The organism is Kutzneria sp. NPDC052558, assembly GCF_044547355.1.
Classification (GTDB): Bacteria; Actinomycetota; Actinomycetes; order Mycobacteriales; family Pseudonocardiaceae; genus Kutzneria.
The window spans coordinates 246694-262263 of record NZ_JBIUAG010000012.1 but is presented as its reverse complement, the minus strand read 5'-3'; the positions used below and the strand labels follow the sequence as shown (position 1 = coordinate 262263).

At 72.3% G+C, this 15570-nt stretch carries 13 protein-coding genes; 11 read left to right on the top strand and 2 right to left on the bottom strand.

The window, feature by feature from the left end; genetic code table 11:
- Positions 1 to 12: 12 nt before the first annotated feature.
- Positions 13 to 747 (top strand): FAD:protein FMN transferase, encoded by a 735-nt coding sequence (locus ACIG5F_RS23145; RefSeq protein ID WP_396520591.1) that lies wholly within the window; start codon positions 13 to 15, stop codon positions 745 to 747.
- A gap of 18 nt (positions 748 to 765) precedes the next feature.
- Here ACIG5F_RS23145 and ACIG5F_RS23140 read toward each other — a convergent pair whose 3' ends face one another.
- On the bottom strand, positions 766 to 1353 hold the full coding sequence (locus ACIG5F_RS23140) for a TetR/AcrR family transcriptional regulator C-terminal domain-containing protein (RefSeq protein WP_396520589.1): 588 nt from the start codon (positions 1351 to 1353) through the stop codon (positions 766 to 768).
- 53 nt (positions 1354 to 1406) lie between these two features.
- Here ACIG5F_RS23140 and ACIG5F_RS23135 point away from each other — a divergent pair, with 53 nt between their 5' ends.
- The 3 genes from ACIG5F_RS23135 to ACIG5F_RS23125 all read left to right on the top strand — a co-directional run bounded on the left by ACIG5F_RS23135 (position 1407) and on the right by ACIG5F_RS23125 (position 8767).
- Entirely contained in the window at positions 1407 to 2828 is a 1422-nt protein-coding gene (locus tag ACIG5F_RS23135) for an FAD-dependent monooxygenase (RefSeq protein ID WP_396520587.1), read from the top strand.
- 360 nt (positions 2829 to 3188) lie between these two features.
- Positions 3189 to 5762 carry an ATP-binding protein gene (locus tag ACIG5F_RS23130; protein WP_396520585.1) on the top strand — a complete coding sequence of 858 codons (2574 nt, stop codon included), beginning with the start codon at positions 3189 to 3191 and terminating at the stop codon, positions 5760 to 5762.
- A gap of 176 nt (positions 5763 to 5938) precedes the next feature.
- Positions 5939 to 8767, top strand: coding sequence for a BTAD domain-containing putative transcriptional regulator (locus ACIG5F_RS23125; RefSeq protein WP_396520583.1), 2829 nt, complete (start codon positions 5939 to 5941; stop codon positions 8765 to 8767).
- A 362-nt stretch (positions 8768 to 9129) separates the two neighbouring features.
- Here the strand turns inward: ACIG5F_RS23125 and ACIG5F_RS23120 are convergent, their stop codons facing one another.
- A complete protein-coding gene (locus ACIG5F_RS23120; protein ID WP_396520581.1) occupies positions 9130 to 9891 on the bottom strand; it encodes an SGNH/GDSL hydrolase family protein in 762 nt (253 codons plus the stop codon).
- Positions 9892 to 10025: 134 nt separating this feature from the next.
- Between ACIG5F_RS23120 and ACIG5F_RS23115 the strand changes: the two genes are divergently transcribed.
- From ACIG5F_RS23115 to ACIG5F_RS23085, 7 genes are all read left to right on the top strand, one after another.
- Positions 10026 to 10547, top strand: coding sequence for a DUF3558 family protein (locus tag ACIG5F_RS23115; protein ID WP_396520579.1), 522 nt, complete (start codon positions 10026 to 10028; stop codon positions 10545 to 10547).
- A gap of 60 nt (positions 10548 to 10607) precedes the next feature.
- Positions 10608 to 11774, top strand: coding sequence for a hypothetical protein (locus ACIG5F_RS23110; RefSeq protein WP_396520577.1), 1167 nt, complete (start codon positions 10608 to 10610; stop codon positions 11772 to 11774).
- A gap of 96 nt (positions 11775 to 11870) precedes the next feature.
- On the top strand, positions 11871 to 12335 hold the full coding sequence (locus ACIG5F_RS23105) for a hypothetical protein (protein WP_396520575.1): 465 nt from the start codon (positions 11871 to 11873) through the stop codon (positions 12333 to 12335).
- Positions 12335 to 12865 carry a DUF3558 domain-containing protein gene (locus ACIG5F_RS23100; RefSeq protein WP_396520573.1) on the top strand — a complete coding sequence of 177 codons (531 nt, stop codon included), beginning with the start codon at positions 12335 to 12337 and terminating at the stop codon, positions 12863 to 12865. The genes ACIG5F_RS23105 and ACIG5F_RS23100 overlap by 1 nt, the downstream gene beginning before the upstream one ends.
- A 28-nt stretch (positions 12866 to 12893) precedes the next feature.
- Positions 12894 to 14138, top strand: a complete 1245-nt coding sequence (locus tag ACIG5F_RS23095; RefSeq protein WP_396520571.1) for a WXG100 family type VII secretion target — start codon at positions 12894 to 12896, stop codon at positions 14136 to 14138.
- Entirely contained in the window at positions 14138 to 14869 is a 732-nt protein-coding gene (locus ACIG5F_RS23090; protein WP_396520569.1) for an ESX secretion-associated protein EspG, read from the top strand. The genes ACIG5F_RS23095 and ACIG5F_RS23090 overlap by 1 nt, the downstream gene beginning before the upstream one ends.
- 122 nt (positions 14870 to 14991) lie before the next feature.
- Positions 14992 to 15420 (top strand): hypothetical protein, encoded by a 429-nt coding sequence (locus tag ACIG5F_RS23085; protein ID WP_396520567.1) that lies wholly within the window; start codon positions 14992 to 14994, stop codon positions 15418 to 15420.
- Positions 15421 to 15570 lie beyond the last annotated feature (150 nt).

Below are 15570 nucleotides of genomic sequence, written 5' to 3'. Positions count from 1 at the left end.
ATTGTGGAGCGCATGCGGCACGTCGAACAGGTGATGGGCATGCCGGTCTCGGTGGACGTCCGGGACCCGGTCGACCTCGCGCCGCTGTACGCCGACCTGCGGCAGGTCGACGCCCGGTTCAGCCCGTTCCGCCCGGACAGCGAGGTCAGCCGGTACGGCCGCGGCGAGGTCGCCGACGTGTCCCCCGACCTGGCCGAGGTGCTCGGCATCTGCCGGCACTACGAGCAGATCAGCTTCGGGGCCTTCACCGCCACGCCGCCCGGCCGGTCCTTCGACCCGTGCGGGGTGGTCAAGGGCTGGGCCGTGCAGCGGGCCGCTGAGCGGCTGCGGGCCGGCGGGGCCCGGCGGTTCTGCGTCAACGCCGGCGGCGACGTGGTGGCCGTCGGCGAGCCCGAGCCCGGGCGACCCTGGCTGGTCGGCATCCGCCACCCCGAGCTGTCCGACCGCATGTGCGCCGTGCTGGGCGTTCGCGACCTGGCCGTGGCCACCTCGGCGACCTACGAACGGGGCGAGCACATCGTCGACGGCCGCACCGGCCTGCCGGCCCGGGGCCTGCTCAGCGTCACCGTCGTGGCCGCCGACCTGACCACCGCCGACTGCGTGGCCACCACCGCCTTCGCCATGGGCCGGGCCGGTGTGGCCTGGGCCGACGCCCAGCCCGGCTGCCTGGTCTTCGCCGTCGACGCCGACCACGTCGTCCGCCGCTCCGCCGGCCTCGACCCCTACCTCGTAGCCGACGTCCTCTGACCCCCGAGGCCGGGGGTGTCAGGCGGTCAGGCGGGCCAGTCGGAGGCCGCTGAGCAGGAGTTGCAGGCCGTACTCGAAGGTCTCGGCGGTGTGGTGCCCGGCGCCGGCCGCGGTGAGCAGGGGGAACAGGACGGGGTCGGGCGGGTCGGTTGGCGGGCGGGAGGCCTGCTCGTCGGTGACGAAGCCGGCGACGTAGCTGGTCAGGGAGACCAGGGCGCGCATGGCGTCCTGGGTGGTGAAGCCGGCGGAGGTGAGCATGCGCAGGGCCAGTTCCCCGAGCCGGGCGATGGCGGGGTCGGCGGAGCAGGACTCGGCCAGCACCCGAGCGCCGTCACGGTGGGAGAGCATGGTCTGCCGATAGGCTCGGGCGATGTCCCCGAGCTGGTCCATCCACGCGCCGTCGGGGGCCAGGCCGCCGATGCCGTCACGGATCATGGCGGCGGCCATCTCGTCGATGAGGGCCTGCCGGTTGCGCACGTGCCAGTAGAGGGCCGGCGCCTGAACGTGCAGCCGTTCGGCCACGCCGCGCAGGGTCAGGCCGTCCAGGCCGACCTCGTCGAGCAGCTCGAGGGCGGCGTCGACGACGGAGTCCCGGCTGAGTTTCACGATTGACAGCTTAATAGCGTTCTGTCGATGCTTAATGTCGTTAAGGGGGGCGCATGACCGACGTGATCATCGTGGGCGCGGGGCCGACCGGGCTGATGCTGGCCGGGGAACTGGGGCTGCGCGGCGTCGATGTCGAGGTGTACGAGAAGCTGCCGAAACCGACGGGGCAGTCCCGGGCGCTGGGCCTGCACGTTCGCACGGTGGAGCTGCTGGACCAGCGCGGCCTGCTGCCGAGGTTCGAGGGCACCGGCCACCGCCGCCGGCTGGCCGGCCACTTCGCCGGCCTGTTCCCGTTGAACTTCGACGGCCTGGACACGAGTCATCCCTACGCGTTGACCACGCCCCAGGCGGTCACGGAGCGGATCCTGGCCGAGTGGGTGCAGGAGCTGGGCGTGCCGGTGCACCGCGGCCGGGAACTGACCAATCTCACCCAGAACGGGGAAGTTCTGGCGGAGTTCGCCGACGGGAGCATCGCCCGGGCCAGCTACCTGGTCGGCTGCGACGGCGGTCGCAGCGCGGTGCGGAAGCTGGCGGGCATCGACTTCCCCGGCGAGCCCTCGTCGGGCGACGCCTTGCTGGCCGACGCGGAGGTGACCGAGCGGCCGCCGGTCGGTTTCAGCGTCACCGAGGCCGGGACGTTCGGCAGCTATCCGGTGGATGGCGACGTGCACCGGATCATCGTCAGCGCCCCGGACGTGTCAGTGGATCGTGACGTTTCCCCGACGCTGCAAGAGGTCTCGCGCCGGGTCAAGGAGGTGACGGGCCGGGACTTCGGCCTGCACTCGCCGCGCTGGCTGTCCCGCTTCGGCACGCCCAGCCGACAGGCGGTGTCCTATCGGGACGGTCGGGTGCTGCTGGCCGGCGACGCGGCGCACATCCACTCGCCGGCCGGCGGCCAGGGCCTGAACCTGGGCATCCAGGACGCGTTCAACCTCGGCTGGAAGCTGGCGGCCGAGGTCCAGGGGTGGGCCCCGGCCGGTCTGCTTGACAGTTACCACCGGGAGCGGCACCCGGTCGGCGCGGCGGTGCTGGCCAACACCCGAGCCCAGGCGGTGCTGATGGATTCCGACCCGAAGATCGAGCCGCTGCGGGCGGTGCTGCGTGATTTGGGAGCGTACGACCAGGTCAACGACCATCTCGCCGAGCTGGTGTCCGGGGTCGGCGTGCGCTACGACGTCGGCGGGGGAAACCCTTTGCTGGGGCGGCGAATGCGGGATGTGGAGCTGGCCGGCGCCACCCTCTACCGGCTGTTCACGACCGGTCGGGGCGTGCTGCTGGATCTCGGCGACGGGGCGCTGGCCGATGCGGCGCGCCCCTGGGGCGGCCGGGTGGAGGCGGTCGTCACCAGAACCGATCAAGTGGCGGAGCGAGGTTTGCTGCTGCGGCCCGACGGGCATGTCGTCTGGGTCGGAGAGGAGGCCGCCGGTGTCACAGGTGCGCTGCGAACCTGGTTCGGCAGCCCTGATCACCGGTGATGCTCCGATAGGGTGGGGTGGCTGTGACCGGTCACACGCGTTCTGTTACGGTTGCCGCGCAAACCGGGGAGCGGCCGGGTTTGCCAATTCCGTTGGCGCAAGGCCACTTCCGCTTCGCCAGACCTTGATCGCCGGCAGGTCGGGACTCCCGCTCGGGGTGAGTTCCGAGCTGTTGGCGGCCAAACTGGCGCAGCGCGGCCCCGCCGTCCGCAATCGGGAGCGGACGTCGGGGCCGCTTCGCGTTTTCCCTCGTTGTCGGCCACGAATCGGGCAAAGATGTCCGGGTTTTTCGACCGGTAGCCCGGTCGGCCCGCGACCCGCCACCGGCGTTGGCGGTAACTTGCCCGTCAGAACCACCTGATGGGGCGGGGGAAGCACGTGACCAGCGCGCATCCGGCGGTCCGCGGCGGCGGTGTCCTGATCCGCCTGCTCGGCCGGCCCGAGATCCTCGGGGTCGACGGCCCACTGGCCGTCGACTCGGCCGAGGCGTGCACGCTGCTGACCAGAATCGCCTTACACCCCAACGAGATCGTGCTCACCGAGCACACCGAGGCGGCCGACGAGCTGCGGGTGCTGCTGGACAAGGCCGATCCGGGCGGGGACACCGAGCTGATCACCGAGCGCTTCGGCTACCGGCTGCGCATCGACGCCGAGCGCATCGACGTGCACGACCCGATGGCCATCTCCGCCGCCGAACTGGCCCTGCTGCCCGACACCCTGCGCCGCGATCTGGTCGGCCGGCAGATGTCCGAGCTGCACCGGCAGGGCCGGCGGGCCGAGGCCCTCGCCGTGTACGAGCGCATCCAGGCCGGCCGCCGCGACCAGCCGCTGGACCCGGTGTTGCGCGCCCTCTACGACCGCATCCTCTACGACGACCCGTCGCTGCTGCCGCCGGAGCCGTCCAGTGTGGAGATCGCCGGCGTGGTCGCGCCGGCCCAGCTGCCGCCGGCCCCCACCGGCTTCACCGGCCGCCACGAGGAACTGTCCAGTCTGGACCGGCTGTTGCAGGCCGACACCTCCACGCTGGGCGTGGTCGTGGGTGCCGCCGGCACCGGCAAGACGGCCCTGGCGGTGACCTGGGCCGGCCAGGTGACCAGGGAGTTCCCCGACGGCCAGCTGTTCGTCTGCCTGCGCGGATACGACCAGAACCGGCCGCCGGCCGAGCCCGCGGACGTGTTGCGGCGGTTCCTGATCGCGCTGGGCGTCGCGCCCCAGGCGGTGCCGGTGGACCTGGCCGAGCGGGCCGCCCTGTACCGGTCGCTGTTGGCCGGCCGACGGGTGTTGGTGCTGCTGGACGACGCCCGCGACTCCGAGCAGGTGCGGCCGCTGCTGCCCGGCGGGCGTGGCCCGCTGACCGTGGTCACGAGTCGTCGCCGGCTGGACGGACTCGTCGCCAGGGACGGCGCCGCGTACGTGCCGGTGGGCACGCTGCCCGGCCCGCAGGCGGTGCGGCTGCTGGACGAGGTCTCGGACATCCCCTGGTCGCAGCGCGATCCGGTGAACGCTTCACGAATTGCAAACCTTTGTGGTCATCTTCCGCTGGCCCTGCGCATCGTCGGGGCCCGGCTGGCGATGGCCCCGACCGGGGCACTGGCCCGGCTGGCCGACGAGCTGGCCGACGAGCGGCACCGGCTCCAGGCCCTGGACATCGAGGACGCCGACGACGACATGCAGGTCAGCGTGCGGCGGGCGTTCGACGTCTCGTACCGCACGCTGCCGCCGGAGTACGCCTCGGTGTTCCGGCTGCTCGGCTTCTTCCCCGGCATCAACTTCGGGCCCCACCTGCTGGCCGCCATGTCCGGCAGCCCGGTCAGCGCCGCCCGCGCCGCGCTGCGGGCGCTGAGCGCGGCCCACCTGGTCACCGAGACCAGCCAGGACTGGTTCACCATGCACGACCTGGTGCGCCTGCACGCCCGTGAGGTCGCGTTCGCCGAGCTGCCCCAGGCCGAGGCGTTCACCATCGGGGCCCGGGTGCTGGAGTACTACTGCGTGGTCTCGGACCGGGCGCGCCGCCTGATCCGCCCGCCGGCCGACTCGCTCGCCCCCTCGCTCTGCTCGATCGTGGCCACGCCGCGTCTGGAGACCCGCGCCCACGCGCTGGCCTGGTTCGAACGCGAGCGCGGCAACCTGATCTCCGTGCTGCGCAACGCCCACCAGGCCTCCTTCCACACGCGGGTGTGGCAGCTGGCCCGGCTACAGCTGGACTTCCTGTCCACGCACTGCCCGTGGGAGGACTGGCGGACCGGCCACGAGCTGGGGCTGGCCGCGGCCAAGGCGGCCGGCGACCGCAACGGGCAGGCCCTCATGCACCACGGCCTGGGCCTGCTCTACGGGCGGCTGGGCGAGCACGAGCGCGCGCTGGCCGAGCACGAGGCGTGCCGCCGGCTGGCCGAGGGCGACGGGGACCTGCCGGTCGTGGCCCTGGGTTCGGCCCACGCGGCGTCGGCGCTGTTCCACGTGGGCCGGCACGACGAGGCGGTGGCGCTGTCCCGCCAGGCGCTCGCGCTGTACCGGCTGCTCGGCGACCGCTACCGGCAGGCGCAGCCGCTGAGCACGCTGGGCGAGCTGGCCCGGCTCAGCGGCGACTACCAGGCCTCGCTCGCCTACAACCAGCAGGCGCTGCACATCTATCAGCAGTACGACGACCAGGAACGGCAGGCCTGGGTGCGGGTGCACCTGGGCGAGACCAACCGCGCCGCTGGCTTGCTGGACCACGCCGAGGCGTGCTTCACCGAGGCGGTCCGGCTGTCCCGGGTCAGCGGCACGGCGCTGCGCGAGGGCTACGCGGTGCGCGGCCTCGGCGACGTCTACCTGGACCGCGGCGACAAGCTGGCCGCCCGGGCGGTGTGGGAAGAGGCATTGCGTTCGTTCGGCCACATCGGCACGCCGTGGGTCGCCAGCGTGCGGGCGCGGCTGGCGAAGCTGTTCGGTTAGACGGAACTCTCGGGGCCGGTCACGCGTCTGAACAGGCGTGACACGATAGGTCCAACCATCGGGCAGATCGCTACGCTGAGTAGCGAATTGTTAGACCGTTCCGGGGAGACTCCTCACGAATGGTTAACGCTTTCCCGTAAGTTGGACGCATCGCTCGCCTCAGGGAGCTGCCCCGCATGATGCTGCCGTCCACGACCGTCGAGCGAGCAGGTGCCACGCTCGAGTTCGGCGTGCTCGGTCCGGTACAGCTGCTGGTCGACGGGCGCCCGGCCACGCTCGGCGGTTCCGGCGTGCGCAGCCTGCTCGCGCTGCTGGTGCTCGACGCCAACCAGGTGGTCTCGTTCGACCAGATCGTCGACGCGCTCTGGGGCGACGACCCGCCCGAGACCGCGCGCACCATCGTGCACGGCTACGTGTCCAAGCTCCGCCGCATCCTGGCCAAGGCCGGCGGGGCCGCCTCCATCCGCACCCAGCCGCCCGGCTACGTGCTCCAGGTGCAGCCCGAGCTGGTCGACCTGCACCGGGCCAAGCAGATGATCGGCGAGGCCATCGGCCAGCCGGCCGCCGAGCGGGCCGCCCTGCTCGGCCGGGCCCTGGGCCTGTGGCGGGGCCCGCTGCTCGGCGGCGCGCAGCTGCAGACCGGCCTGCCCGACATCGACGAGCTGCGGCTGGCCGCCGTCGAGGAGCGCATCGCCGCCGACCTGGAGCTGGGCCGGCACGCCGAGGTGATCGGCGAGCTGCGCCGGCTGGTGGACGAGCACCCGTTTCGGGAACGCCTGCTCAGCCTGCTGATGCTGGCCCAGTACCGGTCCGCGCGGCGCATCGACGCCCTGGTCTCGTACCGGCGCTTCCACCGCTACGCCACCGAGGAGCTGGGCATCGACCCCGGCCCCGAGCTGCGACAGCTGCACGAGCAGGTGCTGCGCGACGACCCGGCGCTGCGGCTGCCAGTGCCGGCGCCGGCCAAGAACCGGCAGGTCTACGGACCGGTCATCCCGGCCCAGCTGCCCGCCGCCACCAGCGCGTTCGCCGGCCGTGACGTGGAGCTGGCCTGGCTGGACGGCCTCCAGCACAGCGGCGGCGTCGAGGGCGCGATCACCGTCGCCGGCGTGGTCGGCCCGGCCGGCGTCGGCAAGACCGCGCTGGCCCTGACCTGGGCCCACCGCAACGCCGCCGGCTTCCCCGACGGCCAGCTGTTCGCCGCCCTGCGGGGCTTCGACGCCGGCCACGAACCGACCTCGCCGGCCGAGGTGCTGACCCAGTTCCTGCTGGCCCTGGGCGTGCCGGCGGAGGCGATCCCGCTGGACCTCAACGAGCGCGCCGGGCTCTACCGGTCGCTGCTGGCCGAGCGGCGGGTGCTGGTGCTGCTGGACGACGCCCGCGACTCGGAGCAGGTCCGGCCGCTGCTGCCGGCCGGCTCCGGATCGCTGGTGGTGGTCACCAGCCGTCGCCGACTGGACGGCCTCGTCGCCCGCGGCGGCGCGCGCCTGCTGGCGCTGACCACGTTGTCCAGCGAGGCGTCGGTGCGGCTGCTGGACTTCTCCACCGGGCACCAGCGGCGCAGCGCCGAGATCGACTCGCTGCGTCGGCTGGCCGTGCTCTGCGGACACCTGCCGCTGGCCCTGCGCATCGCCGCCGCCCGGCTGGCCGCCAGTCCGCAGTGGACGGTCGAGGACCTGGTCAGCGAGCTGGCCGACGAGCAGTACCGGCTGCGCGCCCTCGACCTGGAGGACGCCGACACCAGCGTGCGCGGCGCGTTCGACGTGTCGTACCGGACATTGCACCCCGACCTGGCCGAGACCTTCCGCGCGATCGGCGTGCACGAGGGCACCTCGGTCACACCGCACGTGATCGCGGCGTTGACCGGGGCCGACCTGGTGACCGCGCGCCGCCGGCTGCGCGAGCTGGCCAGCGCGCACCTGCTCACCGAGACCCGGGCCGACCGCTACACGCTGCACGACCTGATCCGGCTGCACGCACGCGAGATCGCCGCCACCGAGCTGACCGCGCGGCAGCGGACGCGAGCCGCCGAGAAGCTGCTGGACTACTACCTCCTCGTCGCTGATCGGGCGCACCGGCTGGTCCGCCCGCCCCGGGACGCCCACGAGCCGACCGTCTCCAGCGAGATCGCCGACACCCCGATGCTGGCCTCGGCCGAGCAGGCGCTGCGCTGGTTCGACGCGGAGTGGCCGAACCTGGTCGCCGCCGTGCGGCTGGGCGCGGCGGTCGGACTGCACCGTCACACCTGGCAGCTGGCGCTGTGCCTGCGTACCTATGTGTACCTGCGGGGTCTGACATCCGACTGGGCCATGCTGTTCGAGCTGGGCCTGCGCGGCGCGCGGGCCGGCCACGACCGGGACGGCGAGTCGCGCATGCTGCGGGGCCTGGGCAACGCCGCCGAGCTCGTCGGCGAGTTCGACCTGGCCCTGGAGCGCTATCAGCAGGCCCACCGCATCGCCGTCGAACTGGACGACCCCGCGCTGGTGGCCATCGCCGGCGACAACCTCGGCGGCATCCTGGCCGAGCTGCGCCGGTTCGACGAGGCCGAGACGCACCTGCGCACCTCGCTGGCCCTGTACCGGCGCATCGGCGACTGCCAGGGCGAGGCCGTGGCGCTGAACAACCTCGGCGTGCTGGCCCAGGACCGCGGCGAGGACGAGCAGGCGTTCGACTACTACCGCCGGGCGCTGGAACTGCACGAGTCCGGCGGCAACCACGAGGACGGCGCCCGTTCGCTGGCCAACCTGTGCTGGGTGAGCCGCCAGCTGGGCCGCTACGAGGAGGCCGAGGGCTACGCCCGCGACGGCCTGCGACTGGCCCAGACCTACGGCATGGCCTATGTCGAGGCGATGCTCCACCACCAGCTCGGCGAACTGCACCTGGAGCAGGGCCGCGGCCAGGCCGCCCGGCTCGAACTCAACCTCGCGCTCACCGTCTACCGCCGGATGCGCTCCCCCTACGCCGACGCCGTCGAGGGTCTGCTGGCCGGTTTAGCCGACGTTTAGTGCCCACGCACCGCGATGTGAAAGCGTTAATGGCAGACACCGCTCGATGCCGCCGGCATCGAGCGGCTGTGCGCGGGTGACGATTGAGGACCCAGAGGGGGGTCGGTCACCCGGAGCGGCTCAGCCGATGTTCGGGGAGAGCGTCGGCCGAGCCGAGTTGCGCGGTTCCTACCTGCGCCTGGGGGTCAGGTAGGAACCGCGTAACGGCCTCTGGCGAGGTGTGCTCGCGGAGAGCGCGAGCCAGGTCGTCCGCGGTTCGTTCTGGGGGACGACCCCCAGACCCCCGAGGCCGGGCTTCGCCCGGCGGCCCGGGTTCTGTTCCCAACTCGCTGTGCTGACGCCCCCCAGGCCCCGGGTTCTGTCTAGAGCTCGCTGAGCTCCGGCCGCTTCGCCGTCAGGCCGTCGCCCGAGGTCACGCCGCGCAGCCGCCGCCCGATCCACGGCACGAAGAACTCCTTGGCCCAGCGCAGGTCCTCGCGCCGGCGGGCCATCCGCGCCAGCGGCTCGACCGGCGGCCAGGGCTCGTCCCACGGGCCGGCCGCCACGCCGATCCGGTCGGCGACCAGCAGCGCGAGCCGGCGGTGGCCCTCGGGCGAGGGGTGCAGCCGGTCGGGAGCCCAGGCCCGGGAGTCGCGCAGCATCTCCAGCGGCCACAGGTCGACCACGGTCGCGCCGTGGCGGTCGGCGATGGCCCGCAGATGCCCGTTGTAGGTGGCGATCTTGCCGCGCAGCCGGCCCAGCACCGGGGTGCCCTTGGTGTCCATGCCGGTGAAGATCACCACGTGGCTGCCGGCCTCGACCAGCTGCGTGACGGCGTCCTCGAACAGCCGGGCGACCCCGTCCGGGTCGCTGCCGGGCCGGATGATGTCGTTGGTGCCGGCGCACAACGTGACCAGGTCCGCCTGCATGGCGGCGGCCAGCGGCACCTGGTCGGTCAGGATCTCCCGCATCTTGCGGCTGCGCACGGCCAGGTTGGCGTAGCGGAACTCCGGCGCGCCGACGGCCAGCAGCTCGGCCAGCCGGTCGGCCCACCCCCGGTAGACCTGGCCGTCCGGACCCAGATCCTCCAGCCCCTCGGTGAAGCTGTCGCCCACGGCCACGTACGTGGTGAAGCGGTGCTGCACTGCCTTCCTCCTCCACATCCCCCACAAAAAGGTTGGACAGGCCAACCAACCAGTCAGGATGCACCGCTGAGCTCGACCTACGCCAGCGTCGGTTACGCCGCCGTAGGCGGACCGGGTTGGCTAGGGTCTGCGCCATGTCCCCACGCGCGGCCCTGCTGGTCGGCGGCCTGTTCCTGCTGGCAGCCTGCTCATCCGGCGCCACCACGCCCGCCTCGTCCGGCACTCCAGGAGTGGCCGGGATCTCATCGAACCGGCCGGCCTCGCTCGACGGCGTCGACCCGTGCACGCTGATCGACCAGTCCGGCCGCGGCGCGTTGGGCATCACCACCGATGCACACAATGGGGTGAATGTGGCGGCGTCCAGCTCGTGCGGCTGGCTGCTGGGCGACGACTACTACCTGAGCATCAGCCTCTTCACCCAGGTCGGCCTCGGTGACCTGGCCCTTCCCGCCGGCGCGACGGTCACCTCGGTGCACGGGCGGGCCGGCAAAAAGATCATCAAGACCGACGGCCCCGGCTGCTCGCTGTACCTGGCCGCGACCGCCCACTCCAGCGTCCAGATCGACGTGGACCAGGGCAAAGACGCCGAGACGGCCTGCTACGACGCCCTCAAGGTGGCCTTCGTGGTGGACGGGCGGCTGCCGGCCACGCCGTGATCGTCTAGGGGCTACCGTCTGCGCCGTCCCTGTCGCTCTCGGTGTCCCCTGGAGTCCCTGATGCAGCGCTACGGGTGGCTGGTGGCCGCCGCGGCCACCGCAGTGGTCATGGTGCTCGTCGCAGTGGTCGCCGGCGGCAGCGACGCCGCGCCGCAGTCGCAGCCCGGCGACCTGCCGCCGGTCGGGCATCCGGTCGTGGTGCAGGAGCCCGGCGGCGGGGAGCCGCTCAGCTACGGCGACACCGCCGCCTACGACGCGTGCGGCCTGCTGTCCACCCGCACCCTCGGCGACCTGGGCGTGCGCATCGACCCCGGCTCCTCGTTCATCGACTCCCACCTCGACGGCGACGTGCCGGCTGAGGCCGCCGTGCCGCAGGGCGGCCTGGACTCCATCAGCAACTGCCGGTACACGCTGATGGGCGGCGACGAGATCGGCGTCACCGTGCAGCAGACCCCGTTCACCACGGCCGACAAGGTGGACCAGACCCGGTCGTGGCCGACCCAGAACAACGCCGTCGTGCTGCACGACCGGGGGCTGGAGGTGTCGTCCTATCGGGACGGTTCCGGCTGGACCACCGTGATCGCCCGCAGCCGGCTGGCCGTGGCCATCACCTTCGAGCTGCGCAAGCCGCTGTACGGGGACCGCGACCAGCGCCAGTTCGTGCAGGACGTGACCCGGGCCGTGGTCGACGCCGTGGTCGCCGGGCCGTCCGGGCCCGCCGTCTACCGGCACACCGCGCCGTTCGCCGGCGTGAAGAGCCCATGCGCGCTGCTCGGCTCGGACACCTTCCAGCTGGCCTATCCGGGCGGGCCCTCCGCGCTGGTGCTGGAGTACAACGACGCCGGCTTCGCCAGCGTGCCGCAGGCCGACGGTGAGGTCGGGCTGCGCACCGCCGCCAGCTGCGTGCGGTCCAACGTCGTGCCCGACGGCGCGCTCGGTCCGCAGTACCGGGACATCCGCCTGGACATGACGGTGTGGGACAAACCACAGTGGACGGTCCAGGAGAACCGGACGTCCTGCGGGGGCTCGGCCGTGACTCTTGGCGTGACTCTTGGTGACGGATCCTCCTGCCTGACCGATACAGGGCCGTCGACCTGGAACCTGACGTTCCGCACGGGCCGATCCCTGATCACCCTTTCCACCGGCGGAGCCGCCGCCGGCGACCGCGAGTCGGTCAAACGCCTGCTCACCCCGGTGGCCAAGGCGGTGCTCGCCCACGTCGGATGATTTTTTCCCGGCGGGGGAACCTTGGTGAACCTTTCTGCGTCCGAGTGGCCGATTCGCTAGCATCAGGATCCGTCAGCACTCAGGGTGGGGAGAGGCATGTCGACGCCAGGCGCACAGCAGCCGATGGACCCAGCGGCCCAGCGGACTTTCGATTACGCGCAGCAGCTGAACAGCCAGAGCGGCGCGGGCGGCCTGTTCGGCGGCCTCTTCTCGATGGTGGAAGGCCTCAGCGGCGCGGTCCAGACCGGCCAGTTCGCCGTCGACGAGAACACCGCCAAGGTCATCAACGACAAGCTGACCGAGATCAAGCAGATCGCCACCCAGGCCCGGTCCAGGCTCGCGACGCCGAACCAGATGCCGATCGGCGGCGGATACGCACAGCAGATCGCCCAGCGCAACATGGCGATCCAGTCCACCGGCCCCGATTCGGCCAATGGCCAGCTGCAGGCGTTTGCCAACAATCTGGACACGCTCATCGCGGCGATCAATTCCAGCGTCAAGGGCTACCAGAGCTCTGACAGCGATGCCCACGGCGGCGTGAATCGGGCGGGGAACTACTAGTGCGTCGACCTGATCTACTCGCCGTAGTCACGGCCGGCGTCGCGCTGGTGGTGGCGGGCTGCGGCGCGCCGGCATCCGGCACGGCTTCGCCCGCGACCGGCGGTGGCACATCGACGAGCCCGACCACTTCCGCCGCGCCGCAGCTCGACGTGTGCGCAGTGCTGCCGCAGGACGTGTTGGCGTCGATGGGGCTGACCAACGCGCCCAAGAAGCTCGGCCCGAACGACTGCGAATGGTCCGCCCTCAACGCGGATGTGGTGGCCACCAGCCTTGAGCAGTACGCGTTGGGCCAGCGACCGACCTCCGGCGCCTTCAACCCGACCAGCTCGCCGCTGACCCTCGGTGGCCACAAGGCCTTGCAGCTCAAGGACGACTCCGCCGCCATCTGTGGCGTCGACATCGCACTGGCCTCCGACATCACGTTCACCGTCCTGGTGACGGCGCAGGATTCCAAGACCTACCCGGCTGCCTGCGACCACGCCAAGGCCCTAGCCGCCGGTGCCGAGCCGAAGCTGCCACTCGTCTCATGAGATCTTCCGAAACAGGGGGTATGGAGCGATGACGGGACACCCCGCGGTTCCCCATCCGAACGCCAACTACCCGGGCATGTCGCACGACCAGATCAAGACCCTGGTCACGCAGAACGTGGACCCGGGCGCCGCGTACAAGGCCGGCGACGAGTGGCATGGCCTGGCCGGGCAGTTGCGTGACGCCGCCATCACGCTGGACGCGGCGATCAACGGGTCGCAGTCGCACTGGGAGGGTGCGGCGGCCGACCTGGCGCGAGCCCATCTGGCCAAGGTTCGGGACTGGAGCGCCGACACCGCGCAGTACTTCAACGCGACCGGCACCGCCATGCACGACCAGGTGGACGCGGCGGCCAAGGCCAAGGCGGACATGCCGGACCCCATCGAGTACAACCCCGGCAAGATGCTGGCGCAGGCGGCGGTCAACCCGATCGCGCTGATCGCGCTGCCGGCCGAGATGTACCTGACCCACGAGGCGTCCAACGACGCCAAGAACAAGGCCGTGCAGGTCATCCAGGCCCGGGACAGCTCGATGCAGTCGGCCTCGTCCTCGATCCCGGCCTTCACCCCGCCGCCGGACCTCAGCGGCGGCAGCACGGCCAGCACCCAGCTGGCCAGCGCGGGCCCGGTGGGCGCGGGCGGCGGCGTCTCGGCGTACCAGGGCACCTCGGGCGGCGGCGCCAGCTACGGCGGCTCCCACTACACCCCCTCGACCAGCGGTGGCGGCTACACGCCGGCGGGCGTGACGCCGGGCGGCAGCGGCTACACCCCGAACCAGGTCGGCGGCCCGGGCAGCAGCACGACCCGGTTGGCCGGCTACGACCCGGGCATGGGCGGCCCCGGCTACAACGGCCCCAACTACACCAACACCCCCGGTGGGGGCGGCCCGAACAGCCCGTACGGTCCGGGCGGCGGCCCGGCGATCGGTCTGGCCGGCGGGGCCGGCGGCGGCGCGGGTGGTGGCGGCAGCTACCGCGGCGGCGCGGCCGGTGCGGGTAGCTCCTCCTCGTCGGCGTCGACCAAGCCCGGCATGGGTTCCTCGGCCGGTGCGGGTGCGGCCGGCGAGGGCGGCTCGGGTGCGCGCGGCGGCATGGGCGCGTCGGGCAGCGCCGGCAACTCCGGCATGGGCGCCGGCGGGGCCGGCCAGGGCGGCAAGAAGGAAGAGGACAAGGAGCGCAAGCGGCCGACGTTCCTGGTCGAGACCGACGACGTGTTCGGCGACGGCCAGATGGTCGCGCCCACCGTGATCGGTGAGAATCCGAGCGGCGGGTACTGATGCCGCCGATCGCGATCCTCCCGCTGGCCGCGTTCGACATCGTGTGGGAGGACCTGCGAATCGGGTCCGTGCCCTATCCGTTCGACGTGCCCAGCCACGGGGCGACCCTGGACGAGCGCGCCGGCATCCGCACGGCCGTGTACGAGGACCTGGAGCGGGGCGGGCTGGCGCGCGGTCGCCAGCTCGACCCGGCCCTCGAGGACGCGCTGCGGCTGCTCGCGCGGCCGCACGTCCAGCTGGACACCATCTCCACGCTGGACGCCCAGCGCGGACCCATGGTCTACGCGGCGTCGGTGGCCGTCGGGCAGCGGGCGCTGCTGGCCGTCCAGCAGGGCGGCACCATGCGGCTTGAGTACATCCGGGACACCGCCCTGGCGGCGTCGCTGGTCGCGCTCCTGCCGCCGCACCGACCCGGTCCCGGGCAGCAGGTGTCCGTGCCGGCCAAGGAGCTCGCGCAGCCCAACCGGCACAGCGCCGAGTACCAGCCGCTGACCACCATGCTCGGTGAGCCCGTGCTGCGCCTGGGCCAGTTCTCCGGGGCCATGTTCGACGAGCGGGGCGCCGCCCGGCGGATGCCCGGGCTGAGCTGGTTCGACACCGAGGCCGGGCGGTACCTGGGCGTGTCCGGCCGGGGCCGGGACGGCGAGGACTGGGCCACCGTGTCGCCGGCCGACGCCAGCGGCCTGATCCACCGCCTCGGCGACATGATCAGGATGGCCGGCCGGCGTTGAGGGTTACCCCTCGAACGGCTGGCATTGTTGACACTAACGGGTGAGTAACTGCTCCATCCGGTAGCGCACATGGTGTGCTGCCCGATGGTCCGACCGAACGTGGTCGATGGAGGAGTTTCCCCGTGCGTTTGTCCTTGCGATCAGCGGTGTCCGCCAGCGCGGCCATCGCCGCCGTGGTCGGAATCGTGGTCGGTGTGCAGCTCGCGTCCGCCGCCGACGGCCAGGCCCCGGTCCGGACCATCGACCGGGGCGGCCAGCCCCTGACCACCAGCGGCCAGCTCGGCGGCGACGGCCTGCCCATGGACGGCGACGGCTTCCCCGTCACCGTCATCGCCTCAACGGTGACGGTCAACGGCACCCCGACCGTGAAGACCGTGACCGTGAGCAAGTCGCCCGCCCCCAGCACCCAGGCCGATGTCGTCGGCGCGACGGTCACCACCACGACGCCGACCACGACCACCACCACGGCGCCGACCACCACGACCACGCCGACGCCCACGCTCACCACCACCACAACGGCTGACACGCCCAACACCCCCGCACCCCGCTAGCCCGCCCCTTACCGTCCTCGATCGCCGCTTGGAAGGGGGCTTTCCTCCACTCCGAGTGGAGGAAAGCCCCCTTCCAAGCGGTTCGGGTGTGGGGAAGGGGCCCTTTTCGAGAGTGGAAGTCAGGAAGGGCCCCTGCGCTGCGTGGCGGGA